Raw genomic sequence first — 25150 nt, forward strand, 5'->3', positions numbered from 1 at the left:
CTGCGGGAAGGATATGTGCTGCCTGTACGTTTGATACCCAAGGAGGATGATCCATGCCCGTTTCCGTGAACCCGATGCCTTGGGTCGGCATGCTGTTGCTGCTGCCACACGGCAAGCTTGCCGCGCAGGACCCGACACCGCCAGCGACCGATATCGATGCGGTAACGGTACAAGGCGCCCGCTACGACGCGCGGCGCGATGAAACGGCGTCGCGCATCGTGGCAGGCCGTGAAGAGCTGGCGCGGCATGGAGACACGTTGCTGACCGATGCGCTCAAGCGGCTGCCGGGGGTGACCGTGGGGGTACCTGCGCCGGGGCGATCCGGCGCCATTGCGCTGCGCGGCATGGGCGCCGGATATACCCAGGTCCTGCTGGACGGCCAGTTGCCGCCGGTAGGCTTCGACATCGATTCACTGACCCCGCAGATGGTCGAGCGTGTCGAGATCCTGCGTTCGGCGACGGCAGACCAGCGTGCCGAAGCAATTGCAGGAACGATCAACATCGTCCTGGCATCGGCCAAGCGGGAAGACAGCGACAGGGTACAGCTGGCGTGGGCGGCGGCGTCCAATGGCCGCCAGGTTCCATCGGCTACCTGGCAGCGCAATCGCCAGCAGGGGCCACGCAGCGATGCGCTCATCGCTACCGTGTCGCGCCGCGCATTCGGTGTCGAGGAATCGGCAGCCGAGCGCGAATGGGACGCAACCGGTGCAGAGCGCATCGCCCGGAGCAGCCGGCTGCGGTCCGAAGGCAGCCGCTCGACGCTGAATCTTTCACCGAGCATGGAACTGCAGCTGGACGAGGACAATACGCTGCGGCTGCAGGGCAGCGCCGAAGGCAGCCGTTTCGAGCGCATCACCGATATCGAGTGGGACACGCAGCGTGGCGCACCGCTGCGCCATGTGCAGTACCGGCAGCAAAGCGACGTCGAGGTGGCGCTGCTGCGCGGCGACGTCCGCTGGACAAGGAAGCTGGAAGAGGGCGGTACGTTTGAAGCCAAGCTGGGCGTCGGCGGCAACCGCGAGCGCAACCAGTATCGCGAACATGGCCGGGACATCCAGGGCCAGCCCAGCATGGAAGAGCACACCGCCGCCAGGCTGCGGGTGCATGGAATCAGCAGCAGTGGCAGCCATGCGCCGTCGGGCGTCGGCCGGCACAGCATGCGAACAGGCTGGGAAGCGAGCCTGGACGGGCGGCGTGAGGACCGCATGCAAGCGATCCAGTACCCAGGCAGCAACGATCCGGACATGCTCAGTGACCTCGGCTTCGACGCGGAGATACGTCGGCTTGCCTTCTACACCCAGGACGAGTTCACGGTCGGGCCGCGTTGGTCGGTGTACCTGGGGGCGCGCTGGGAGCGGATTGAAACCACCAGCGAGGGCAGCGGATTCATGCCGATCCGCAACCGGCAGCAGATGCTCGCGCCGGTGCTGCAATCGCTGTGGAAGCTGGGTGGTGGCAATGAGGGCAACGACCACGACAGCACGCGGCTTCGGGTTGCCTTCAGCCGTACGTTCAAGGCGCCGACCCTGGGCAGCATCATGCCGCGGCCATACACCACGACCAACAACCGCCCGTTGAACCCCGACCAGATCGGCAACCCAGCATTGCGCCCGGAACGGGCGACCGGCTTGGACCTGTCGCTGGAGACGGATACGGGCAACGGCAGCCGCTTCAACATCGGCGGCTACCTGCGGAAGATCGATGATGTGGTGCGCACGGAACTGCGCCAGCAGGAGGGGCGCTGGATGGCAATGCCGGTCAATGGCGCTGACGCCACGGCGTGGGGCCTGGAGATGGATGGCAGCCTGACCTTGTCCAAGGTGTTCAAAGGCTTCCCCCCGATCGATCTCAGGTTCAACGCCACCCGCGCATGGTCACGGGTCGACGATGTCCAGGGGCCGTACAACCGCATTCCCGAGCAGGTGCCCTTCAGCGCCACGCTTGGCGCCGACTACCGGATCAGCCCGCGCTGGAGTACCGGCATCAGCTATGGCCATGGCAGCAGCCGTGAGATCCAGACGACCCCCATCCAGCTTGATTTCGCCTCGGCACGACGCGAGCTGGATATCCACGCCAACTGGACACTCAACGCTGCAACCCGGTTGCACCTGAGTGCCAGCAACCTGCTGCAGCAGGAACTGGATAGTGGGCAGCGCTACCTGCTGGCCGGGGAGAGCCAGGAGCTGACGCGCAGCCGGCGTGGCACGGCCCTGTTCCGTGTCCAACTGGAGATCCAGCTGTAGCGCGAGGTCCTGCCGTGAAGTCGCCGGTCACCAGCGATAGCGCAGCGTGGCCGACCACGCCCCGCCCGAGCCATCTATCGGCCCGCCATTGGCATAACGGTAGTACTCGTTGGCGGCAAGCAGGGGCTCGGGCAGCCTGGTGACCTTGCGGTCGAATATGTTGTTGGCATTCACTGCGACATCCCAGCCGCCAACCAGCGTGGCACCCAGCTGCACATCGGTGATCCAGATGCCGCCGATGTCATAGGCGATCTCCGCCTGGCCCGCATACGGGCCCGAGGTAGCCACCGTGGTTGGTGAACCGTAGCGCTGGATGGTGCCGTAATGGCTCTGGCGCAGGCCGGCGCGCCAGCGCCCCAGCGTCCAGTCCAGGCCCAGCACCTGGCGCGATTTCGGTGCCTTGTACAGCAGTTCGTTCTGCGAGCCCTGGCTGAACACCGGCACGTCGTAGGCAGCCAGCACCGCGGGGGTGTCGGCCAGCCCGGTGATCTCGGCACGGGTATGGCTGGTGGCCAGCGTCCAGCGCAGGTTGCCTCCGCGTCCGAGGTCGAAGCGGCCTTCCAGCGTGGCTTCCACGCCCTCGGTGCGGGTGTCGGCCGCATTGATGAAGTAGCGCACGCCATCCTGCGCGCCCAGCCCGACCGAGGTCACCAGCGCGCCGGTGCCGGGGTACAGGCCTTCGCGGAACGTGGTGGACAGCGCGATGCGGTCGTCCACGTCGATGCGATACGCGTCCACGGTCAGCGACGTGCCGATCCACGGTTCGGCAACGATGCCCAGGCTCACGCTGCGCGAGGTTTCCGGGCGCAGCGGTTGCGCCCCCAGCGCCACGGCCTGGGGCGAGCCGGCCTGCACGACATGGTCGGTGAAGAAGTTGCCATTGGAGGTGTTGCGGTATGCCTGCGCGGCCAGCGATGGGGCCTGGAAGCCGTTGCTGATCGTGCCGCGCAGCGCCACGCGCGGGTTGATCTCGAAGCGGGTGGACAACCGCCCGGTGGTCTCGCTGCCGAAATCGGAATAGCGTTCATGGCGTGCGGCCAGGTCGATGCGCCAACGCGTGCCCACGTCGGCAGCCACGCCGGCATACACCGCGCTGCTGTTGCGTGACACGTCCACTTCATCTTCCGGACGGAAGCCCGGCAGCGCCTGTGCACCGCCCAGGCCTGCGCCGAGTACGGTACCGGCATACGGTCCATCCAGCACTGGCTGGCCGCCATGGGTGTAGGACTGCAGGTCGCCCGCGCCGATCCGGTAGCCCTCGTCGCGATACTCCGCACCAGCACTGAATTCCAGCGGTGCTGCCAGCCAGCCGGTCTGCAGCCGACGGCGCAGGTCCAGGTTGTGGGTCCAGGCGCTGTAGCGCAGCCGGCCGATGTAGAAGTCGGTCTGGCTGTCCACGCCGTAGGTGGGGTTGATGCTGTCGTGCAGGTTGATGTCGATGGTGTCCCGGCCATGGCCGCTGCTGAGGTCCCAGTCCCATTCGCCCAGCTGCCCGCGCACGCCCACGGTAAAGGCACCGTCTTCTTCGTCCAGGTGTTCGGTGGGGGCGAAGCCATCGGGGTGGATCGCACGTACCACTTCGTTGCGCAATGGCTGGCGGAAGTTCTGCGGTGCCCATGCATCGCGCTTGGCCAGGGTCAGCAGGCCGTAGGCTTCGGTGGTGGCGCCAAGCGGCAGGCTGGCATTGGCGGTGGCCGTCTTGGTGCGGAACGCGCGGATGCCGCGATTCTGCCATGCGTGATTGTCGCGGGTGGCTTCGCGCGGATCGGCGGTAGCGCCGGCGGGCAGGGTAGGGTTGCTGGCCTGGTTGCCGCCGGGGCGGACCGGATTGCCGGCCGCATCGCGCGGGAAGTAGTACAGGAAGCTGTCGCGCGCCGGGCTGGTGTAGTCGGTGGCTTCCTGGTCGTCGATCTGCGCGGCCAGGTGCAGGTAGCCGCCATCGCCGATGCCGAAGCCTGCATCGGCCTGGATGACCCTGGCCCGGCCGTCGCCGGCGAAATACTGGCCATCCCGGTAGGACACGTTGCCACCTTCGCGTCGCTTGTTGGTCACCACGTTGATCACGCCGGCGATGGCATCCGAGCCGTAGATGGCCGATGCACCGTCGCGCAGCACTTCGATGCGTTCGATCGCCCCGGTGGGAATCAACGCCAGGTCGGCCGGCGATGCGCCACCGAAACCGCCGGCACCGAGCAGCGCGGTGGAGTGGCGCCGCTTGCCGTCGATCAGCACCAGCACGTGGCTGGCGTTGAGCCCACGCAGCTGGCCGGCCCGCACCATGCTGTTGAGGTCGCCGGTTTCCAGTGGCAGGTTGAAACTGGGCACGGTGGTGTTGAGTACGTCCAGCAGGCTGGTGGCGTTGGCGGCGCGGATGTCCTCGGCCGAGATGATGTCGATCGGCGCGGCGCTTTCGCGCACGGTGCGGCCGGTGGCGCGCGTGCCGGTCACGGTGACCGTATCCAGCGTGGCCGCATGGCCGGCCGCGTCGGCGCTGGCGTCCGCATCGGGCCCGCCGGCCGCTGTGGCAGCGAAGGGCAGCACGAGGATGGAAAACAGGGTGGCAGGCAACGGATGACGCCGTGGAGGGTGCGGCATGACAGGGGTCCGGGTTGGAAGCAGGGCGGAAGCCAAGGGGGGCAGGTTCACTTGGCCGTCCCCGCGATCGCTGCCCATTGCGCCAGCTCGGCCGCGTCCAATGGGCCGTGGTGGGTACGCAGCACGCGGCCTTCGCCATCCAGCAACACGGAGAACGGCAGCGTGCCAGCGCTGTTGCCGAAGCGTGCCGCGCTTCCGGGCGGGCCATCAGGCTCCACCAGTTGCGGATAGGTCAGCTTCAACTGGTCGCGCAGCGCGGCCGCGGCATCCGCTTCGTCCAGCGCGACCCCGACCACGCGCAGGCCGCCCGGCACTTTCCCCTGTGCCTGGGACAGGCGCTGCAGGTCCGGCAGCTCTTTCAGGCAGGGGCCACACCAGCTGGCCCAGTAATTGAGCAGCACCGGCCGGCCTTTCCATTGTTCCAGGCTGGCGCTGGACCCATCCAGCGTGGTCCAGTGCAGGGCGGGCGCCTGCTGGGCGAAGCAGGGGGCGGCGAGCAGGAGGAAGCCGGCGAGCAGCAGGCGGCGGAGGTTTCGTGATGGGGAGGCCCCATCATCTGTGAGCAGGCGGGTTGCATGGCGGGTCATTGGGTAGCGGCTTTGGTCTGGGGCTGCAGGTGGGCGAAGCGGTCGTCGGTGAGCGTGAGCAGGAACTGCTCGATGTCATCGATTTCGCCGGCGGTCAGGCGCAGCGGATCGCGCAGCTGCGCATCGCGGCCGATCGAATCGGGGATCACCTTGGAGGGGTCGTCGTAGTAGACGATGACCTCACGCAGGGTCTTGAACATGCCGTTGTGCATGTACGGCGCGGTCAGGGCGACGTTGCGCAGGCCGGGAACCTTGAACTCGCCCTTCTGCGTGGCGTCGCCGGTGATCGCACCGCGGCCTTCATCGTTGAACTGGCGACCGTTGTAGATGCCGATGTTCTTGAACCGGTCGGAGGTGAAATCCTCGCCGGCATGGCAGCTCACGCACTGCGCCTTGCTGATGAACAGCAGCCGGCCGCGCTTGGCCGCCTCGCTGATCGCATCGTCCTGGCCCAGCACGTAACGGTCGTAGGGACTGTCAAAGGTATTGAGGGTTTTCTGGTAGGCCGCCAGCGCGCGGCCCAGGGTGCGTCGCGTGGGTGCGGCGCTGTAGGCATCCTCGAAGCGCTGCACCCACTTCGGGTCGGCCACCAGGCGTGCCACGGCTTCGTCCACCGGCAGGTCCATCTCCACCGGGTTGGCGATCGGTGCCAATGCCTGCTCCTCCAGCGTTTCGCTGCGACCGTCCCAGAAAAAGCGGGTGCGGCCGGCGCTGTTCATCACCGTCGGCGTGTTGCGCATACCTTCCCGTCCTTCCACGCCCAGGCTGACGACGCGGTCATCGGAGAACGCCTTCTCGGGTTTGTGGCAGCTGGCGCATGAAATCGTGCGGTCGCGCGACAGGATGGGGTCGAAGAACAACTGGCGGCCCAGCTGCGCCCGGGCGTCGTCGGACAGGTCGCCATCGAAGGTGGGTGGGTCGGCCGACAGCACCGGGCCCAGCATCAACGCCAGTGGCAGGCCGACCAGCAGGGCAATGGACAGGGTGGGACGGGGCATGGCGACACGCACGTTCAACGCGCGACGACCTCCTTCTGCACCAGCTCGCACAGGCCGCTCTCTTCGAAGCAGACCTGGGCGCGCAGGGTTGCGTTGACCGGGTCGCTGCCCTTGGCCAGTGGCAGGCGCAGCTGCCCGCGTTCGCTGAAGTAGGTGTAGCGGTATTCGCCGGCGAAGCCCCGGCCATGGCCTTCCTGCGAGCTCACAGAGCGCAATGGACCGGCCGGTTCGGCCTTGTCGGCCAGTGTCAGCCGTGCCGCGCGCGGCCCGATCTGTGGCTGTTCGAAATCGGACGCGTACAGGATCCAGCCGGGTTCGATGCTGGCATCGATCACCAGTTCACGCGAGCCATCGGCTGCTGCCTCCAGGCGTGGCTGCAGTTGCACCCGTTCCGGCTCACCGGCGCTGGCAGCCGAAGCCCCCAGCAGCCCGGCGGCCAGGACCAGGGTGGTAGCGGCGTGCCTCACTGCTGCACCGCCGAGGCCTCGGTGGTGATGCGCAGCTGCACTTCATCGGCGATGTTGGGCAGGAAGCCGGTCAGGCCGAACTCGCTGCGACGGATGACGCCGGTGGCATCGAAGCCGATGAGCGGCGTCTTGCGGCTGGGGTGTTCGCCGATCTTGTTGAGCGTGGCATCCAGCACCACCGGCTTGGTGACGCCGTGCAGGGTCAGCTCGCCGTTGATCTTCAGCCGGTCCTTGCCCTGCACGGCGACCGACGTGCTGCGGAAGCTGGCCTGCGGATGCTGGGCGATGTTGAACAGCTTCTCGCCCTTGACGATCTCATCCAGCTTCGCCACGTGGGTGTCCAGCTCGGCGAGCGGGATGTCCACTTCGACGCGTGCACTGGCCGGCTGCGCCGGGTCGTAGACCAGGGTGCCGGCACCGATGCCGGCGCGACCGGTGGGGAAGGAGAAGCCGTTGTGGTTCCAGGTAAACAGCACATCGGTATGGGTCGGGTCGAGCTGGTAGGTCACCGGGGCCGCAATGGCGGGCGTGGCCAGGGCGGTGGAAAGCAGGGCCGACAGCAGGGAGGTACGCATGGACACGATCTCGGAAGAGGCGCGCGGTTCCCCGCGGCATCAACGTGGATGCCGTGCAGGTACAGCGTCGCGGGACGGGGGCGACGGCCGGCGGAGGTGCCGGCCGGTCGCGGCGTGGCTTACGGCGAGGCGGGTGCCGCCACGGCCAGGGCCGTCGGCGATGCCGTTGCCGGAGTGGCGCTGGCGGTGCTGGCGAACGGATCGGGTTCGGCGATCAGCGTATCGAGCAGCCCGTTGAACTTGGCAACGTAGTCCTTGTAGTACTCGCCGGTCACCGTGCCGGTGTAACCGGTGTAGATCTCGCGGACCTTGCCGTCGCGGCCGATGATGATGGTGGTCGGGAAGGCCGCCATGTAGTTCAGGCCCTTGAGCTTTTCGGTGGCGACCTTCTTGTCTGCGATCCCGCCGAACACGATGTCGTAACGGATGTCGAAGTAGTCCTTGAAGGTGGTCAGCGCCTTCTGGAAGTAACCGAAATCATCCTCCTGCTCGAAGGCGACGGCCACCGCTTCCACGCCGCGGTGCTGGTTCTGCTTGAACCAGGGCGCCAGGAAGTAGGTCTGGTCGGTGCAGTTCGGGCACCAGGTGCCGATCACCTCGACGATGACCACCTTGCCCTTGTACTTGTCGTCCTTCAGCGAAACCTGCTTGCCCTGCAGGTCCGGGAAGCTGAAATCGATATGGTCCTGGCCATCCTTGAGGAAGGTGAGCTTGTACGGATCGGGCAGCTCGACCTTGTCGCTCTTCTCGCCCTCGAACTTGACCACGTTGTAGATGCCGCTGCCGAACGAGCCCTGGATGTTGCCGTCCTCGTCGATGGTGCCGCGGATCAGCAGTGGGCTGGGGCCGCTGAAGCCGGACAGGTAGAAGCGGTCGCCCTGCACGGTGCCTTCCAGCTCGCGGGTGTCACCGACCACGGTCATGAACACGCCCGACAGGTGGTTGCCTTCCTGCTTCAGCAGCGCAACCTGGTTGCGCTTGTCCTGGCGTGCGGCCTTGTCGATGGTCTGCACGGCCCATTTGCCGCTGAGGTCTGCAGCGGGCGCTTCGTCCTGGCCCGGCTTGACGAAACGCCAGTCGGCGCCGTGTTCGGCGGTGAAGGCCAGGTTGCGTGCACCGTTGCGGCTGGGCACCAGGTCCTTGTACTGGCCCGCCAGGTGCAGGCCGTCGTCGGACACCTTGCCTTCCAGCACGGCGTCATAGGTGTTCATGCGCACCGAGAACGTGCCGTCATCGCGCGGGGTAACCTTGAACTTGTCGGTGCGCGAGCCGTTGAGCAGGGTGAAGGTCGCGTCCTGCGCCCGCTTGCCCTTCACCTCGAAATTGAACGGGACCGGGTCGCCGTCGATGTTGAACTCGCCGCGCCACACGCCTTCGGCGGGAAACGCGGCCTTGCCTGCGGCAAACGAGGCAAAGGGCAGGGCAGATGCAAACAGCAGGGTCGCGAGAGCGCGGCCAGGGAACGGCAGTGTCATGGGATTGCTTCCAGGTAGTTGCCTTGGTCGCGCCAAGTCGCCGGAAATGCAGCACCCCCTTTCCTGCGCTGCACCCGAGTAAACAGCCATCCGTGGCCATGTCGCTGCGCCTGCATGGCGTGGGATGGATTATTGCCATGACTGTTGGGCAAAAGTTCAGCTTCGCTTGGAAGCGGATTGCATCTGCTTATTCGCTGTTTCGACGATGGCCAGCTGATAACCGAATGGGTATCAGCGGCGGGTGGAGCGGGTCATGTCGGCCTGGCCCGCGGCGCGGACCGGCCGGGCGCCAGCACGCCATGGCGGCTTGGCGCTATCGCCAGCGCACGGCGGCCAACGCCTTGGACAATCGCGCCTGGGCTTCCTGCTGGCTGAAAGGCGGCGTGCGCGGCGGGTCGTAGACCTCCGGCCGGGTACCTGCGACGACCAGGTCGATCGCGTAACAGTTGCCATCGCGGATTGCACGGTAACTGTCGGCTGATACGTAATGGCTCATGGCCGCATCGCCCACCTTGAAATGCGTAAAGGGGACGCCGCCGATATCCACCGTATCGGGCGATGCCGGGCCGGTGGCTTCGGCTGGCAATGCCAGGCACGCTGCCACCGATGCAGCGTCATCGCTGCGGCCAATACGCATTTCACCCGTGGTGATCCTGTCCGAGCCATCCAGTACCAGGCCCACCAGCGGGGTGCCGATGCTGTCCGGTTCGGCGAACAGCTTCCAGCTGGCGGCGGTCAGGATGCCGGTGTTGAAGTCGTGCGTGATGCGTGCGCCGTCCACGGGGGCGATGGTGATGCCGGAGCCTGGATCGGAATAGGCAGGCTGATCCAGGGCCGTTGCAGCCGGGACAGGCGTCGGTGGCGTGCCGTTGCCCGTTTCCGTCGTGGCGGATGCCGCGGCATCGTCGGCGTCGTGCGGAGCGCAGGCGGCTACTGCCATGGCCATCATCAATAATGAAAGTGCGGGAGTCGCGTATCTGCCCATGCGCATCACCAGTTCTCCAGGAGCGGCCACTATGCGCCCGGAAGGGTTGATGATTCGTGGAGGAGTTGCGCAACGCAGCAAGACCGCGGCACGGGAGTGGGCTACATTCGATCCATTGATGGTAGCGCTACCACCGGGGATGCGAACTGATGCGAACGTTACTGGCCCGCCTGGCATTGTCTTTCTGCGCATTAGCTGCGCCGGCTGCCCATGCCTGCTCGGCACCGGCGTCGGTCTGCGAACAGCCCGGCGTGGGCAGCTTCGCACTGATCGAGCGCTCGCAACCGGCTGCATTGCTGGTGGACGCCACGGCAGACCCCGCCGTGCAGCATGCGGCCGACGGATTCGCTGCTGACCTGCAGCGGGTGAGCGGCCAGTCGGCGACGCGGCTGCAACAGGCCAGCGACGTGCGCGGCGCGGTGGTCGTTGCAGGCGTGCTGGGGGAAAGCGCGGCCGTCGACGCGCTGGTCCAGTCCGGCAAGCTCGACGTTGCCGGACTGGCGGGCCAGTGGGAAGGCTATCGCCAGGTGGTGGTGGAACAGCCATGGCCCGGCGTGGAGCGCGCCCTGGTGGTGGTCGGCTCGGATCGGCGCGGCGTGGTGTTCGGCCTGTACGACCTCTCGGGGAAGATCGGCGTATCGCCCTGGTACTGGTGGGCGGACGTACCGGTGCAGCGCAAGACGGCGCTTTACGTGACAGCCGGTGTACATGTCGACCACCCGAAGGTGAAGTACCGCGGCTTCTTCATCAATGATGAGGACCCTGCCTTCAATACCTGGGCACGCAAGCGCTTCGGCGGCATCAACGCCGACATGTACGCGCATGTGTTCGAGTTGCTGCTGCGCCTGAAGGGCAACTACCTGTGGCCGGCGATGTGGCCGCCCAAGGCATTCAATGATGACGACCCACGCAACATGGTGCTGGCCGATGCCATGGGCGTGGTGATGGGAACCACGCACCATGAGCCGATGATGCGTGCGCACGAAGAATGGCATCGCAACACGGAGCAGGGCGTCACCGGCGGTCGCTGGGATTACGCCAGCAACGGCGAGAGCCTGCGCACCTTCTGGCGCGGCGGAATGGAGCGGATGATGTCGCGGGGCGATGGCCGCCCCTATGACAGCATCGTCAGCCTGGGAATGCGCGGCGACGGCGACGAGGCCATGGCCGAAGATACGGCCACCACGCTGCTGGAGACCATCGTCGCCGACCAGCGGCGGATCATCGCCGACGTCACTGGCAAGCCGGCGGCGCAGACCCCGCAGGTGTGGGCGCTGTACAAGGAAGTACAGGACTACTATGACCACGGCATGGACGTGCCTGACGACGTGATCCTGTTGTTCGCAGACGACAACTGGGGCCAGAACCGCCGTCTTCCGACCCGCGACTTCGATCGCGCCGGTGGCTTCGGTGTCTACTATCATTTCGATTACGTGGGGGCGCCACGCAACTACAAGTGGCTCAACACCACCCAGGTCGAAAAGACCTGGCAGCAGATGGACCTGGCCTACCGGCGTGGGGCGCGGGCCCTGTGGATCGTCAACGTCGGTGACATCAAGCCGGTGGAGTATCCGCTGGACTTCTTCATGAAGCAGGCGTGGGATCCGGAAGCGATGGACCTTGAAGCGCTGCGGCGCTATCCGGAAGCGTGGGCGCGTGCCAGCTTCGGCGATGACCAGGCGACGGCCATCGCGGCATTGGTGACGCGCTCCAGCCAGTACGCGGCGCGGCGCAAGCCGGAGCTCGTCGACGCCGACAGTTTCCCGCTCGGCGCCAGCAGCGGTGACATGCTGGACGGCGGTGAATTCGGTGCCATGGTGGCTGAGTGGGATGCATTGGAGCGGACGGCGTTGCAGGTCAAGGAACGGCTGCCAGCCAACCAGCGCGATGCATACTTCCAGCTGGTCGAGCATCCCATCATCGCCATGGCCAACCTATACCGCATGTACTACGCGGTGGCCTGGAACCGTCGCCTGGCCGCTACGGGAGATCCCCGTGCGAACAGTTTCGCCGACCGGGCCGAAGCGGCGTTCGCCCGCGATGGAGCGATCAGCGCGCAGTACCACGCCCTCAATGAGGGCAAGTGGGACGGCATGATGCTGCAGACCCATATCGGCTATACCAGCTGGCAGCAGCCGGAAGAACAGGTGATGCCGGAGGTCGTCCGTGTTCCTGCGGCGCCTGCATCGGCGTCGGTGCGTTTCAAGCCCGCGGCGTTCCGATCGATCCCCGGCGTGATGGCGATCGAGGCACCACGGTTCGCACGTCGCGTCGATGGGGCCGGCCTGCACTGGCAGGTGGTTCCGCACCTGGGACGCACGATGGGCGCGGTCATCGCGCTGCCACAAGGGCAGCCGGCCACCACGGTGGAGGACGGCGTGCGGCTGGAGTATGACGTGGACGTGGGACAGGGCGGCGACGTGACGGTGCAGCTGTACCTGGTGCCGACGCTGGATGTCAGTGGCGGCAACCAGCTGCGCGTCGGCGTGTCGCTGGACGACGGCCCGGTACAGGTGATCACCGACAGCCTGGTTCCCGCGCCCACCGAGACCACGCTCCCGCAGCAGCGCGACTGGAACAAGGCGGTGGAGGACAACGCACGGATCGTGCAGGCGCGCTTCCCGGGAACGACCGCAGGGCACCATGTGCTGAAAATCTGGCGCCTGGACGACAACGTCGTGCTGCAGAAGCTGGTGGTCGCCGACGTGCCGGTTCCGGCGAGCTACCTCGGTCCCGCGCCCGGGTTGTAGCACCGGGCGACGCCGGCCGCGCCCGGCGTCGCCACGTTGCTTAGAAGCGGTAGTTTCCCTGCACGTAGAAGGTGCGTGGCGCGGCGACCATCCGTCCAGCGTTGCCGTCCACGTTGCGGGTGTACCACCGTTTGTCGGCAAGGTTGTTCACCCCCACCGCGATATCCGTTTCCTGCAGCCACGGCAGCGTCCAGCTGGCCTGCGCATTCCACAGCCGCACGCCGGGCACGCGGCCAACCCGTGCATCGGCGCTTTCCTGCCAGGTATTGGCCGCATCGGAAAACTGCCCGCCCTGGTGCGTACTGGACACGTTGAAGGTCCAGGCCTCGTACTGGTAGCGGGCGCCGATGCTGTCGGTGTCGCGCGAATAGAACGGCACGTCCAGGCCACGGGCATCGCCGGACTGCTGGATCGCCTTGGTCCAGGTGTAGTTGGCGAACAATTCCAGCCCGGCCAAGGTGCTGTCTTCGCTGAAGTGATATTCCAGCGCGGTTTCCACGCCCTTGTGGTCGGTCGCGCCGATGTTCTGGAACGTGGGGGGAGTGATGCCCGGCACCTGCAGGATCTGGTTGTCGAAGCGCATCTTGAACACCGTCATCTCCGCACGCAGCGCACCGTCCTGCCAGCGTGCACCCAGTTCGGCCGTCTTGGCCACTTCCGGGTTGAGCGGGTTGCTGGCGGTCTGTGAGTTCAGCTGGATGTTCTGCACCGGGCCGAACGACGTGGTGTAGTTGCCAAACACCGTGAGGGCAGGGGTGAGCAGGTAGGCGACGTTGAGCGAAGGCAGCGCTTTGTCGTTGCGGCTGTCGAACGTGATGCCGCTACCGGCCTGCTGGCGCTGCATGTCGATCCATTCCATCCGTACGCCGGGAGTGATCCGCCACCGACCGATGGAAATCCGGTCGTCCACGTACAGTGAATGGGCGTCGGTGGCGTTGTCGAAGCGGTTGCTGGCACTGGCCGCGCCGGTGCTGCGGGTTACGGTGTAGCTGCGGTCGTTGCCGCGTTCGCGCAGGAACCGGTAGCCGGCGGTGACATCATGCACGGTGGCACCCCAGCGCAGGCGCTGGGTGAAGCGCGGCTCGATGCCCAGCACGCGGTAGTCGCGTGGCTGCACGGTGTCCTGGGTCCCCGCCGCATTGACCAGCGCGCTGGCACGGGTGCTCTCGTTGTAATACGCCAGTACTTCGAACTCGCTGCTTTCCGACAGGGTGTTGGTGTAGCCGAGGTCGATGCCACTGCGATGGCCCTTCCAGAAGTCTGTCGGGCGGGTGTTCTGGAACGGGTCGGCCTGGTATTGCGCTGGCGTCAGGCCGCCGGGCGTCAATGAGCGTACGGCGTAATGCGAGAGCTTTGCACGAAGTTCCTGATGGTCATCCAACGCATAGGCGAACTTCAGCGCAAGGTCGTCGAAATCATCGTCGCTGCCCTGGCGCCAGCCACGACCGTCCTGGCCGGAGTACAGCAATGCGACGCCCAGGCCGTTATCCAGGCGCGTACCGAGGAAGGTGTTGTACTGGGTGGCATCGCCGCCGCCGTGGTCATAGGCGGTGTAGCGCACCCCAGCGTCGCCCTGCAGGCCGCCCTCGGTGGGAATGGCGCGCGTGCTGAAATTGATGATGCCGCCGACGTTCTGCGGACCGTAGCGTACTGCGCCACCGCCACGCACCACGTCGATCGATTCGATGTTGGCCAGGCTGACCGGCGCGAACGACAACTGCGGCTGTCCATAGGGCGCCACGGCCAATGGCACGCCGTCGAGCAGCACGGTGGAGCGCGGCGAGTAGCGTCCGGTCAGGCCCCGCACGCCGATGTTGAGCGAGACCGAACTGCCTGCGGTGCCGGAATTGTCGGTGACCTGTACGCCGGGGATGCGTCGCATCGCATCGCCGATGCTGGCCGCTCCGCTACCTTCGATATGTTCGCGGTCGACCACCGTGCGGGCACCGGCGAAGCTTTTCACGCTTTCGTGCAGGCCGGTTCCCAGCCAGCTTCCGGAAACCTGGATGCTGTCCAGGGTGGTCGGGTCCGGGGCGCCGGTTTCCTGCGCGCGGGCGCCGCCCGGCAGGCTGAGCAGGGCAAGCAGGGTAGCGAGGGGCAGTTGGGCCAGGCGGGGCGTGGGAGGGATCAAGGCAGCGGTCATCGGAAAGGAGTGGAAGGGCAGTGGTAAATGAGAATTATTACTACTTTCGACGGCCATGGGAACCATGCCGTCCCCGCAGCGCGCTCAGGTGCCTTCCAGGGGCCGCTCCCATGGCGGATCGCCGGCGAATTTCCCGGCAAGGAAGGTCGACAATGCGCGGACCTTCTGCGGTGTGAACGGCGCATCGGGATACGCCAGCGATATGGTGCTGGCAACGGGCTCCCATCGGGTCAATACCGGTACAAGTCGCCCGGCAGCGAAGTCCTCGCCAGCAACAAAGGTGGCCAGCATCGCAATGCCTCCACCCGCCAGCGCGGCCAGGCGCAGTGCTTCGGCGTTGTCCGCTGCCAACATCGGAGAGACCTGGACCTCGACTTCCTGCTTGCCCCTGCGCAGCCGCCAGCTGTTGCCGTCCAGGAAGGGCGAGAAGTGCAGGACACGATGTGCCGCGAGGTCCGCAGGCGCTTCGGGCGCACCGCGCTGCCGGATGTACTCCGGTGATGCGCAGATCAGCCTGCGATTGGGCGCCAAAGGTCGAATCCGCAGGCCGCCGACTGCCGCCGGTGAGCCGATGCGGATTGCTGCGTCCATCCGCGCATCGAGCAGATCGACCATGCGGTCGCTGAAGGCCAGTTCGATGCGCAGGTCGGGATGGCACGCCATGAATTCCGGGATCAGCGGGGCGATATGGCGTTGTCCGAACAGATTGGGCACGGCCAGGCGCAGCGTGCCGGTGGGGCCGCTGGCGTAGCGCGATACTTCGGCTTCCGCATCAGCCATGCGCGCAAGCAGGTCTTCGCAGCGCTGGACATAGATCGCCCCGGCTTCGGTCAAGCTGACTTTCCGCGTGGTTCGTTGCAACAACCTGACGCCGAGCCGCGCTTCCAGTCGCGCGATCTGCCGGCTGAGCACGGTCGGGTCGATGTCCAGCTCGTCGGCGGCGACGCGGAAGCTCAGGCGCCGCGCCACGACAACGAAGCCACGCACGGTGGTGAGATCGGGCTCCTGCGACATCGGGATTCCATTGCTGCACCGGGAGCATCAGTGTATCGATAGGGTGCCCATTTATCGTGGCCAGGGTCGATATTAGGCTGTCTGCACATCAGCGAGGTGCAGCAATGAATCCGTCCCATGCCAGATCCATCCGCCGCAGGCATTCCGGCCGGCAGTACCTGTCCGGCGCGCTGCTGGTGGTGGGCCAGCTGTTTTCGACCGCAACGCTGCTGGCGCAACCTGCGCCCCAATCGGCCATCACGTTGCCGACGGGACCGCGCTACCCGAACGGTATTGCGGTCACCGCGGATGGCACGATCTTCACCGGATTCGTCACCAGTGGGGTAATCCTCCGCCAGCCGACGGGAGGCAAGTGGGAAACCTACTTCCCCGGGTCGGAGCACATCCATGCGGCGACGAGCCTTCGGCTGGATCCTGCGCGCAACCTGCTGTGGGGTACCTCGCCGGATTTTCTCGTCGAGGGCCGCCAACCACGCCGGAACCGGTTGTTCGCCCTGGATGTGGAAACGGCTGCGGTGCGACGCCTGATCGACGTGCCGGAGGGAAGTTTCGCCAATGACATCGCGATCGAGCCCGATGGTGGCGTGCTGGTCACCGACAGTTTCAAAGGCCGGATACTTCGCCTTGCACCTGGCGCGGATCGGTTGGAGGCCACGGTGGACCATCCCGCACTTGCGCCGCCACCTGCAGGCATCGGTGTTTCCGGAATTGCACGCGCGGGCGATGGTCGCCTGGCGCTGGCCAACTTCGGCACTGGCAGGCTGCTGGCTGTAGAGGTGGACGGTATGGTCAGGGAGATACGGTTGCCGCGCATGCTGGCCAATCCTGATGGCCTGGCGCTGGCCGCCGACGGTGCCCTGATTGTCTGCGAGGGCGATATCGAAGGTGGCAACGGACGCGTGCTGCGCATTGCCGATCCGTTCGCATCGGGCGAGCGGACGATCCAGGTGTTGGCCGCCCGGTTGGAGTCGCCAGTCAACCTGAGCCTGTCGCCGCAGCAGGAGGTGCTGGTGACCGAGGCGCGGATCCGCCACCGGTTGGCCACCACTACGCGCGTGCCTGCGCCGGAATCGTTCCGGATAATCAGGCTGGGGCTGGGTGTTGCCGCGGCGGAGTAATGGTTGGCGGATTTGGTGGTGGCTTCGGTGCGTCCGCCGGGCATGGCCCGGCGCTACCATGGGACTTCGTGGCGTTACCACGGCATTCGGATGGGGCGGCGTTGGGGGATAGAATATGCGGCTGCATTCTTGGAGCTGCATGATGACCAACGCGCATTTCTATCCGATCGGCACCCCTGGGCAGCCATGGGGCGACGCCGAGCGCGCGCAGTGGCGGGCCGCCCAGCAGCGGCAGCGTAGTTATTTCGATGACGTGGTAATCGCCCTGGAGCAATTGCCCGACGATTTCGACGTGGTGCAGTATGGCCAGCTCGACCATGCCCCGGACCATTACCCGCTGTTCGCCGTGGTCAACCGTGACTGGAATCCGGCACTGCCGACGGTGCTGGTTACCGGCGGCGTACACGGCTACGAAACCAGCGGCGTGCACGGGGCGCTGCAGTTCCTGTCCGACAAGGCACTGGGCTATGTCGGACGCGCCAACGTCATCGTGGCGCCGTGCGTCAGTCCATGGGGCTACGAGCGGATCCAGCGCTGGAACCGGGAAGCGATCGATCCGAACCGCAGCTTCCGTGATGGCGGGCAGATCGAAGAAGCCGCCTCGCTGATGCGCTGGATCGCGTCGCGTGGCGATGCCCTGCTGGTGCATCTGGACCTGCACGAAACCACGGACAGCGACCTGCAGGAGTTCGATCCGGCGCGTTGTGCACGCGATGGCAAGGAACTGGTACCGGAAACGATACCGGACGGTTTCTATGTGATCGGTAACAGCGAAGATCCACAGCCGGCGTTCCAGCAGGCGTTGATCGCGGCGGTGGAGAAAGTCACCCACATCGCGCCGGCCGACGCCAATGGCGAACTGGTCGGCATGCCGTTGCAGTCCCCTGGCGTGGTCTGGGGCGAGTCGCGCTCGATCGGTGCCTGTGCAGGCTTCACCGATGCGCGCTATGCGACCACCACCGAGGTCTATCCGGACAGCCCGCGCACGACCCCGGCCGAATGCAACCAGGCGCAGGTGGCCGCGATCTGCGCGGGTATCGATTTCGCCCTGGCGCAGGTCGAAACGTCCCCGAAGCGTTGAAAAACCAGCGGCACGGACGGCCTGCCGGCACCGGTATTCCCGGTTGATGCACGGCAGGCGCCGGCCGCTGGCCGACACCCCCGTGCTCGCCCGCCATGGCCAGGCGCTACCCGGTCTTCCGTGATCCTCCGATCATGCTCCGCAGTACGCCATCGCGGCGCACCCAGTGGTGGAACAAGGCGGCGGAAAGGTGGGCCAGCACCACGGCGAACAGCAGGTAAGCCAGCCACCCGTGTGCGTCGCGCAGCCAGGCATACAACGTCGCGTCATGCGGCGCGATGGGGGGCAGCTGCAGCCCTCCGCCCAGGGTGACCGGGTAGCCGCCGGCCGAGAGCATCATCCACCCGATCAGCGGCATGGCCAGCATCAGCGCATACAGCAGCACATGCGATGCATGTGCCGCCATGGCTTGCCAGGCGGGGAGGTCGGCGGGCAGGGCGGGTGGACGGTGCCGCAGCCGGTAGGCCAGGCGCACGATCGCGAGCAGCAGGATGGCGATGCCCAACGGCCGATGCAGGTCGATCAGCACCGGCCGGGCAGCAATGGAGCTGACCATTGCCACGCCGATGAACAGCATGGCGACGATCAGTACGGCCATCAGCCAGTGCAGGATCCGCGCAACCGGAGTGAAGCCGGGGGATGATGTGTTGTTCACGGATGGCTCTCCTCGCCGGTGGCTTCGGCGGCGTGCCCACGGGCGATTTCGCGCTCGCGGCGATTGAATGATTGCGAATAGACCGCTGAGCGTGCCGCAAGGATGGGGTCGTTCGAGGCGGCCAGCCCATCGGGCAGGATCAGCGGGTCGAAGTTGATGTCGCGGCATTCACCGGTGGCCTGCGGGGTGGCCGAGGTGAGTTCCAGTACCCCGGCCACCACCTGGCGGCGATCGTCCGGCCAGGCGTGGGATGGGTCATCGATGGGATCGCCAGGCGCTGCTTCGATGAGCACCAGGTCCCAGCGGACAGGACCGGCGGCCAGCCGGGTGGAGAAATCTTCGGCGAGGAAATCGGCATCAGCCTGCTCGCTTTGTTCGGCATCCAGTGGTTCAACGGCGGCATGCGGCCGCAGTGTCCAGCGCAGCGGATGCCTGCTGCCATCGGCGGCCGTGCCGATGAATGCATTGACGCTGTAGTAGGACGTATTGGCCCAGCTGTTCGACCACGGCGCGGATTTCGCCCATTCCTGCAAGGCCTTGGCCTGGGGGTGGGCGGCCATGAAGGCGGCCATCCGCGCTGGATCCGGTTTGCCGGTGGCCGGGTCCGGCGTGGAGGCCTGTACCTGTTCCTTGAAGCCTTCTGGCGTGGACACGGCGAAGAACGGGGTGCTGTTCATGGCCGTTCGCCACTGCTGCCCGTCATCGGTGCGCAGCAGCAGGGCGATGCTGCGGAAGCGTGCCTTGGCATCAGGTGCGTGCGGGTCCGTGCCGGGATAGGACAACCGGCCGATCACCGATACGTCCTGTTGGCTGAAGACCCTGGCGGAGGACAGCGGGCTTGCCGCGCCGCTGGCGTGGAAGCTGCCCACCACGCACGTGCCCTTGCTGTGCGAACGCCGGAAGCCGGGATGCGGTGGGCTGCCATGTTCGATGGCGTTGATGAGTTGCGGCGCGCTGAGTGCACGTGGCCCCAAGTAGCCGGCGCTCCAGGCAAAAGCCAGGGCAACGGTGCCTGCGATGGCACCAATGCCGGCAAGGGGAAGGAGGAGTGGGCGAAGGCGCGACAACGGTGGCGGTGAGGACGGGGGAGATGGCATTCCTGGCTCCGGGGCGGGGTTATGTGGGTAGGACGCCCCCGGGGCGCGGGTTATTCCGGATCCGTGCAGTCCGGGGAATAATGGCCCCACCCAAGCGTCCTACCTCAGAACGCCCCAGGGAATTCCACGATGCACGAACTTGACGAGGAACAGCTGCGAACGCTGCTGCCGGGCATGCGGCGCTTCGCGCGGTCCCTGGTGGCCGATGCAGGCAGTGCCGATGACCTGGTGCAGGCGGCGCTGGAGCGGGCATTGTCCCGATGGCGGACCCGCCGCGACAGCGAAGCGCTCAGGCCGTGGCTGTTCCAGATCCTGTACCGCCAGTTCATCGACGAGACGCGCCGCAATGCGCGACGGCAGCGCCTGGCCCTGCTGTTCGGTGCCCAAGCGCAGGAAGCCGCGCCGTCCGCCGAGCGGGTGCATGATGGCCGTGCGGTACTGGCGCAGTTCAACCAGCTTCCTTCCGACCACCGTGCGTTGTTGATGCTGGTTGCCGTGGAGGGTTTCAGTTACCGCGAAGCGGCCGACGCACTGGGGCTTCCGATGGGTACCGTCATGTCGCGGCTTTCCCGCGCACGTGATCGCCTGCGCATGCTTGAAGAAGGCCAGACCCACACCAACCGTCCCCTGAGGGGAGTGCCATGAACCGTCAACCCCCAAACGATGAAGAATTGCATGCGTATGTCGACGGCCGGCTGGAACCTGCCCGACACGCAGAGATACTGGCCTGGCTGCAGGCGAACCCCGCGCAGCAGGCGCGTATCGAGGACTGGATGCGCGATACGCGGAACCTGCGCGCGGCCTGGGCGGGCAACGAAACGCCTGCGACCGGGGCGATGCTGCCGGATCTCGGGTCCACGCGTCGCCGGTTGGTGGCACGCCGCCGCCAGCGGCTGGGCATGGTCGCTGCCTGCGCGCTGACGCTGTGCGTTGGCACCGGGTTGGGGTGGCAACTGCGCGCGGGTGCCGAGCCCGAACACCTGCCGATGGCCGATGCGGTCTCGGCATATCGGTTGTTCGCTGCAGGTGGCGTGCCGCTGGAGTTCAATGCCGGCGACCAGGGTCGGCTGGAAGGGTGGTTGCGCGGGCACTTCGGCACGGCCGCCGATGTGCCTGACCTGACCGCGCAGGGCTATCGCCTGCAGGGCGGAAGGCTGCTGTCCACCGCCGAAGGCGCCGCGGCGATGCTGGTGTACGAGACCGAAACGGGCCGGCGCATCGGGCTGTATGTCCGGCCGATGCCCTCAAGGACGCTGCCTGCCGGGGAGCGGCGTGATGGGCAATTGCTGGCGCAGTACTGGTCCAGGGGAAGCGTTGCATTCGCGTTGGTCGGACCAGAGGACAGCATCCGCACGCAGCCGCTGTTTCCCTTGCTTGGCGGCGCTGGTTGAGCGGGCTGTCCGGGCGGTCGTCACGTGTGCTGTTTCGTTGACGGGCAGGGTGCTTCACTACATTCAAGCGGCGTCCCAAGTTCGAGCCGCATGTGCTCCAGGTCCAGCGTCCAGTGGTCGAAGGCGTTCAGCACGTCGTTACCAAGCACGCCCTGGCCGCGTGAGCGGGCATCGCCGGATGCGCCAAGCGCCACGGGCAATGCAGGCAACATGATGCTGTGATCGTCGACTTCCATGCGGGCCTGCGGCCAAAGCGCGATCTCGCGCTCGGTCGCGCCCCCTGCACCCGCCAGTCGCTGCCGCGAGGTGGCCAGTCCCTGCAGTATCTCCGGGTGACGCGTCGCGAACGCTGGGGCAAGCGACGAATTGTTGCCACCGCTGTCCAGGTGCAGCTGGGCTGCAATGCCACCCACGCGTACATCGACGAACAGGTCGCTGCCAGCCAGCAACAGGTTGCGCCCGCGCGTGCTGCTGCCCGCGCCGGGTTCCGGCACCAAGGTGCCGGCGTGGTCGAAGCGCACCCGTTGCATGGCACGGAATACGGGAAAGCCGACGATCGCGTCGATGCGGTAGCCACCGGGCAGTGGCATTTCGAGCTGCGCGTCGTCGAGGATCAGGAACGCCACGTTCTCAAGGGTCAGTCCGGCAAAGTGGAGCGTATCGGCCATGGCAACCTGCACCGCCACGCCGGCGCGGCTGGAACTGCCCACCCGGGCCTTGCCCAGTGGATGCAGGCCCAGGCGACGTGCGGTACTGGCCGACACCACTGAAAGATTCGCACCCGTGTCCAGCACGGCCTCCTGCAGGTGGCCGTTGATCGATACGTACGAGCGCGGCAGCCCTGCCTTGTCACGCGTATAGGGCGTGGTGGCCGGCGTGAACGCGGCCACGCGCTGCGGTGGGGCAGGAGCCAAGCGCTCGGCCAGCCGTTGCATCATCGCGGCACCCTCAACGCTGGCGGTGTCGCCATGGCAGCGCTGCAGCAGTTCGCGATGCGCCTTGGCCGCCGCGAACGCGCGGGCGTAACGCGCGGAGGCGAATGCCGCATCGGCGATGATCGCCTGCGCGGGGACAGCTTCGCATCTTCCTCCTTCGTGCTGGCCCAGGAAGGCATCGGCCAGCGACAGCGCAGTGTCTTCATCCAACCGGCCCGCCGCCAGGCGCGCACGTGCCAGCTGCGCCCAATCGGGAGAAAGCGTGGGCAACGCAGCCTCGAGGCCAGCGAAGTCGCCTTCGGAAGCCGCATCGAACAGATCGGGTGGGGCCATGGGCGGCTCTGCTTGGGCCACTGGCCCAGCGGCGCCGGTGATCAGCAGCACCAGCGATGCCGCCAGCAGACGGGAGCGGCGAGCGGCTGGCCGCTTGTTGGTCTCGGTCATCTTGTGTATCCTGAATCAATCAATAAATGCTGTAAAACAGAAAATAATATGCGAAATACAGATATGTCAATCAAGCTGTGCCGCGCCTCGCGGAGGCTGCGCATGGTGCTGTGGGCAGGCGTGGTGCTGGGCCCCTTGCTCACGGCCAGTGCGCTGGTCGGCGCCTGGCAAGGAGGCAGCGGGCTGGGTGGGACAACGCTGGATGCAGCGGGATTGCCATTGCCATGGGCAACTGCACTGGCTGTTGCGCAAAGCCTGCTGGTGTCCGCTGCGCTGTATCAACTGGCAGCCCTGCTGGGCCAGGTCCAGGCCGAGCGGTTGTTTCCGCAACAGGCCAGCGGGCGGGTTCGTCGTTTCGCCGCGCTGTTGCTGCTGGCGGTCATCGTGCATGGGCCGGCATCGGCCGTGCTTGCGGCGGTGCTGGGGCCGCATGAGGGCACCGTTGCCATTGCGCTGGACATGGCCGACCTGCTCGCGCTGCTGGTCACGGCGGTGCTGTGGCTGGTCGCGCGCTTCTTCGATGCCGCCAGCCGGCTCGAGGACGACCACCGCTCAATCGTCTGAGGTAGACCATGGCCATCGTCGTACGCCTGGACGTCATGCTCGCCCTGCGCAAAGTGCGCTCGCGCGAACTTGCACAACACGTCGGCATTACCGAGTCGAATCTTTCATTGCTCAAATCCGGGCGCGTACGCGGCATCCGTTTCGAGACACTGTCCCGGATCTGCGATTATCTGCACTGCCAGCCCGGCGATCTGCTGACCTACGAGCCGGATGACGACACCACACCCTTGACCGGAGACTTTGAATGACTGCAATTGCCAGCCTTCCGCGTGCCTGCCTGTTCGTGGCCCTGATCGGCGCCTCGCCGCTGGCCGGGGCGCAGACGGCCACCGAGCCGAAGCGGCCTTCATTGGAAGCACTGAAGCGCAGCATCGCCGACGAGAATCCCCAGGTGCGCGTCGACACGGTCGACCATGAGCGCATCTCTGCCAAACGGATCGATATCGTCGGTGACGACGGCACCATCCGGATGACGCTCTCGGCGAACACGCCGGCGCCGATCATCGACGGGATCCAGTACAAGCGCGCCTTTGATGTCGCCGGCATGATCGTCTACGACGCCAAGGGCAGCGAACGCGGTGGTTTCGGCGTGGCCGATACGCCTGATGGCACCATGGCCGTGCTGGCGCTGGATCATCCGGCGATGGACGCGGCGGGCTGGCGCGTGTCGCCGGATGGATCGGTGATGTTCGTGATCAACCAGGCGCCGCCGTTGATTCGTGATGCAGGGCTGGGCAATCGCCTGGTTCCCGGCGTGGAGACGCCTACACGGGTGAAGCTCGATGTCGCGGCCGATGGAACGCCGGCAGTTTCCCTGGCGGATGGAAACAGCCAGCCCCGTGTACGGATGACGGTAACCGCGGAAGGCTACGGTGCCATCGAGTTCCTGGACGCCGGTGGCAAGGTGGTGCACGTGCTTGCCCCGGAGCGAGACCTGAAGCAGTAGCGGGAACGTGGTTCACGCACGCTGCTGGATCATTTTCCAGCCATTGCCGGAGGGATCGCGGAAGCCTGCATCCACGGTGCCATAGCGTTCCACCGGTTCCTGGGTGAACTCGACACCGGCTGCCTGCAGTCGTCCATGTGCCGCGCGGCAGTCGTCCACCGACAGCACCAGCGGCGGCATCGCGCCCTTGGCCACGACGGCCTCGAGCGCCTGTGCCGTCGCTGCGTCATGCACCGGCGGCCCGGGCTTGAACAGGCCAAGCTGGAATGCGGGCTGGTCGGGGTGCTGCACGGTAAGCCATCGGTACTCGCCGTTGCGCACGTCGGTATGGACCTGGAACCCAAGCTTTTCCGCGTAGAACGCCAGCGCTTCGTCCTGGTCGCGCACGTACAGCCCGACTACCTGGATACCCTGTGTCATGGAACCTCCGTTGGTTGGCGTCCTTTTGTAGCAAACGCCTGCCGCCGCCGCTTCTCCGAAACTGCGGTGTCCAATCCGGGGCGGTGGGCGGCGCGGACGGCGCATTCCGGTGCCTGCGCCCGTGCATGCGGCGCGGGCCGTTCACGGGTCCGCAGTGCCCCCGGGCTCTCGCCGGTGATGTCGTGGAATATGCGCCCGAAGGTTCCCAGGCTGTTCCAGCCGGTCCGGTAGGCGATATCCGTGATGGGCAGGTCCGTATCGCGGAGCAGGGCGATGGCGCGTTCGATGCGGCGTGCAAGCAGGTAGCGATGCGGAGGCACGCCGAAAGCCTGCTTGAACTGGCGGGCGAAGTAGGCTTCGGAAGCCATGCCCACCTGCGCCAGGCGGCTTACCGGCCAATGTTCGTGCGGCGCGGCGTCCATGCGGTCCTTCGCACGCAGCAGCCGGCGCAACAGCTCTGGACTCTGGCTCATCACGCACCATCCGTCGGTCGTCGATCCGGCGCGATCTTACGCCGTGGCGTTGCATTGCGGTGCTGCAACGCAGCGAAATTTGACCGGTATTCCAGTCCATCCCAGCGCAGGCAGGGCCTTTTGAACCTAATGCAGGGCTGGCGATTGACAGCGCTGTCAGCGGGCGCTTACAAACACCCACGTTGGGCGCGGGC

Annotated in this window: 23 protein-coding genes; 9 read left to right on the forward strand and 14 right to left on the reverse strand. The window is 66.4% G+C overall.

The window, feature by feature from the left end; all coding sequences use genetic code 11:
- The first annotated feature begins 53 nt into the window (after positions 1 to 53).
- Positions 54 to 2243: a TonB-dependent receptor plug domain-containing protein gene (locus H4O11_RS03800; protein WP_182338075.1), complete on the forward strand. Its 2190-nt coding sequence runs from the start codon at positions 54 to 56 to the stop codon at positions 2241 to 2243.
- A 27-nt stretch (positions 2244 to 2270) separates the two neighbouring features.
- Here H4O11_RS03800 and H4O11_RS03805 read toward each other — a convergent pair whose 3' ends face one another.
- The 7 genes from H4O11_RS03805 to H4O11_RS03835 all read right to left on the reverse strand — a co-directional run bounded on the left by H4O11_RS03805 (position 2271) and on the right by H4O11_RS03835 (position 9880).
- On the reverse strand, positions 2271 to 4838 hold the full coding sequence (locus H4O11_RS03805) for a TonB-dependent receptor plug domain-containing protein (RefSeq protein WP_182338076.1): 2568 nt from the start codon (positions 4836 to 4838) through the stop codon (positions 2271 to 2273).
- Positions 4839 to 4885: 47 nt separating this feature from the next.
- Positions 4886 to 5425, reverse strand: a complete 540-nt coding sequence (locus H4O11_RS03810) for a TlpA family protein disulfide reductase (protein WP_182338077.1) — start codon at positions 5423 to 5425, stop codon at positions 4886 to 4888.
- Positions 5422 to 6423: a cytochrome-c peroxidase gene (locus H4O11_RS03815; protein ID WP_182338078.1), complete on the reverse strand. Its 1002-nt coding sequence runs from the start codon at positions 6421 to 6423 to the stop codon at positions 5422 to 5424. The genes H4O11_RS03810 and H4O11_RS03815 overlap by 4 nt, the downstream gene beginning before the upstream one ends.
- Before the next feature lie 14 nt (positions 6424 to 6437).
- Positions 6438 to 6890 carry a protein-disulfide reductase DsbD domain-containing protein gene (locus tag H4O11_RS03820; RefSeq protein ID WP_182338080.1) on the reverse strand — a complete coding sequence of 151 codons (453 nt, stop codon included), beginning with the start codon at positions 6888 to 6890 and terminating at the stop codon, positions 6438 to 6440.
- Entirely contained in the window at positions 6887 to 7465 is a 579-nt protein-coding gene (locus tag H4O11_RS03825; RefSeq protein ID WP_182338082.1) for a YceI family protein, read from the reverse strand. Before H4O11_RS03825 ends, H4O11_RS03820 begins: the two co-directional genes overlap by 4 nt.
- Positions 7466 to 7584: 119 nt before the next feature.
- Positions 7585 to 8940 (reverse strand): peroxiredoxin family protein, encoded by a 1356-nt coding sequence (locus H4O11_RS03830; RefSeq protein ID WP_182338084.1) that lies wholly within the window; start codon positions 8938 to 8940, stop codon positions 7585 to 7587.
- A gap of 313 nt (positions 8941 to 9253) precedes the next feature.
- The gene (locus H4O11_RS03835) at positions 9254 to 9880 is read right to left on the reverse strand and encodes a hypothetical protein (protein ID WP_182338086.1); all 627 of its coding nucleotides are present in this window, start codon (positions 9878 to 9880) and stop codon (positions 9254 to 9256) included.
- A 194-nt stretch (positions 9881 to 10074) separates the two neighbouring features.
- Here H4O11_RS03835 and H4O11_RS03840 point away from each other — a divergent pair, with 194 nt between their 5' ends.
- Entirely contained in the window at positions 10075 to 12675 is a 2601-nt protein-coding gene (locus tag H4O11_RS03840; RefSeq protein ID WP_182338088.1) for a glycosyl hydrolase 115 family protein, read from the forward strand.
- Positions 12676 to 12715: 40 nt separating this feature from the next.
- Here the strand turns inward: H4O11_RS03840 and H4O11_RS03845 are convergent, their stop codons facing one another.
- On the reverse strand, positions 12716 to 14818 hold the full coding sequence (locus tag H4O11_RS03845; RefSeq protein ID WP_182338090.1) for a TonB-dependent receptor family protein: 2103 nt from the start codon (positions 14816 to 14818) through the stop codon (positions 12716 to 12718).
- A gap of 84 nt (positions 14819 to 14902) precedes the next feature.
- Positions 14903 to 15832, reverse strand: coding sequence for a LysR family transcriptional regulator (locus tag H4O11_RS03850; RefSeq protein WP_182338092.1), 930 nt, complete (start codon positions 15830 to 15832; stop codon positions 14903 to 14905).
- A gap of 104 nt (positions 15833 to 15936) precedes the next feature.
- Between H4O11_RS03850 and H4O11_RS03855 the strand changes: the two genes are divergently transcribed.
- Together H4O11_RS03855 and H4O11_RS03860 are read left to right on the forward strand one after the other, a co-directional pair.
- Complete coding sequence (locus tag H4O11_RS03855) at positions 15937 to 16950, forward strand: Vgb family protein (RefSeq protein WP_182338094.1); 1014 nt, start codon at positions 15937 to 15939, stop codon at positions 16948 to 16950.
- 142 nt (positions 16951 to 17092) lie between these two features.
- The gene (locus tag H4O11_RS03860; RefSeq protein ID WP_182338096.1) at positions 17093 to 18031 is read left to right on the forward strand and encodes a M14 family metallopeptidase; all 939 of its coding nucleotides are present in this window, start codon (positions 17093 to 17095) and stop codon (positions 18029 to 18031) included.
- A gap of 106 nt (positions 18032 to 18137) precedes the next feature.
- Here H4O11_RS03860 and H4O11_RS03865 read toward each other — a convergent pair whose 3' ends face one another.
- Positions 18138 to 18686, reverse strand: a complete 549-nt coding sequence (locus H4O11_RS03865; protein ID WP_343042768.1) for a cytochrome b — start codon at positions 18684 to 18686, stop codon at positions 18138 to 18140.
- Positions 18683 to 19783, reverse strand: a complete 1101-nt coding sequence (locus H4O11_RS03870; protein ID WP_182338098.1) for a catalase family peroxidase — start codon at positions 19781 to 19783, stop codon at positions 18683 to 18685. The genes H4O11_RS03865 and H4O11_RS03870 overlap by 4 nt, the downstream gene beginning before the upstream one ends.
- A gap of 129 nt (positions 19784 to 19912) precedes the next feature.
- Between H4O11_RS03870 and H4O11_RS03875 the strand changes: the two genes are divergently transcribed.
- Both H4O11_RS03875 and H4O11_RS03880 read left to right on the forward strand, forming a co-directional pair.
- Positions 19913 to 20428 carry a sigma-70 family RNA polymerase sigma factor gene (locus tag H4O11_RS03875; protein ID WP_182338099.1) on the forward strand — a complete coding sequence of 172 codons (516 nt, stop codon included), beginning with the start codon at positions 19913 to 19915 and terminating at the stop codon, positions 20426 to 20428.
- Positions 20425 to 21174 (forward strand): anti-sigma factor family protein, encoded by a 750-nt coding sequence (locus H4O11_RS03880; RefSeq protein WP_182338100.1) that lies wholly within the window; start codon positions 20425 to 20427, stop codon positions 21172 to 21174. Before H4O11_RS03875 ends, H4O11_RS03880 begins: the two co-directional genes overlap by 4 nt.
- Positions 21175 to 21194: 20 nt before the next feature.
- On the opposite strand, the gene H4O11_RS03885 is transcribed toward H4O11_RS03880, so the two are convergent.
- The gene (locus H4O11_RS03885; protein ID WP_182338102.1) at positions 21195 to 22553 is read right to left on the reverse strand and encodes a retropepsin-like aspartic protease family protein; all 1359 of its coding nucleotides are present in this window, start codon (positions 22551 to 22553) and stop codon (positions 21195 to 21197) included.
- 63 nt (positions 22554 to 22616) lie between these two features.
- On the opposite strand from H4O11_RS03885, the gene H4O11_RS03890 reads away from it, so the two are divergent.
- From H4O11_RS03890 to H4O11_RS03900, 3 genes are read left to right on the forward strand one after another with little or no spacing between them, the layout of a single operon-like run.
- Positions 22617 to 23117 carry a DUF2975 domain-containing protein gene (locus tag H4O11_RS03890; protein WP_182338104.1) on the forward strand — a complete coding sequence of 167 codons (501 nt, stop codon included), beginning with the start codon at positions 22617 to 22619 and terminating at the stop codon, positions 23115 to 23117.
- A gap of 8 nt (positions 23118 to 23125) precedes the next feature.
- The gene (locus tag H4O11_RS03895) at positions 23126 to 23365 is read left to right on the forward strand and encodes a helix-turn-helix domain-containing protein (protein ID WP_182338106.1); all 240 of its coding nucleotides are present in this window, start codon (positions 23126 to 23128) and stop codon (positions 23363 to 23365) included.
- The gene (locus tag H4O11_RS03900) at positions 23362 to 24063 is read left to right on the forward strand and encodes a hypothetical protein (RefSeq protein ID WP_220466561.1); all 702 of its coding nucleotides are present in this window, start codon (positions 23362 to 23364) and stop codon (positions 24061 to 24063) included. The genes H4O11_RS03895 and H4O11_RS03900 overlap by 4 nt, the downstream gene beginning before the upstream one ends.
- A gap of 12 nt (positions 24064 to 24075) precedes the next feature.
- Here the strand turns inward: H4O11_RS03900 and H4O11_RS03905 are convergent, their stop codons facing one another.
- Entirely contained in the window at positions 24076 to 24483 is a 408-nt protein-coding gene (locus tag H4O11_RS03905) for a VOC family protein (protein WP_182338107.1), read from the reverse strand.
- Positions 24480 to 24956 (reverse strand): helix-turn-helix transcriptional regulator, encoded by a 477-nt coding sequence (locus tag H4O11_RS03910; protein WP_182338109.1) that lies wholly within the window; start codon positions 24954 to 24956, stop codon positions 24480 to 24482. Before H4O11_RS03910 ends, H4O11_RS03905 begins: the two co-directional genes overlap by 4 nt.
- Positions 24957 to 25150 lie beyond the last annotated feature (194 nt).

The sequence above is a fragment of the Stenotrophomonas tumulicola genome, from assembly GCF_014117215.1.
Taxonomy (GTDB): Bacteria; Pseudomonadota; Gammaproteobacteria; order Xanthomonadales; family Xanthomonadaceae; genus Stenotrophomonas; species Stenotrophomonas tumulicola.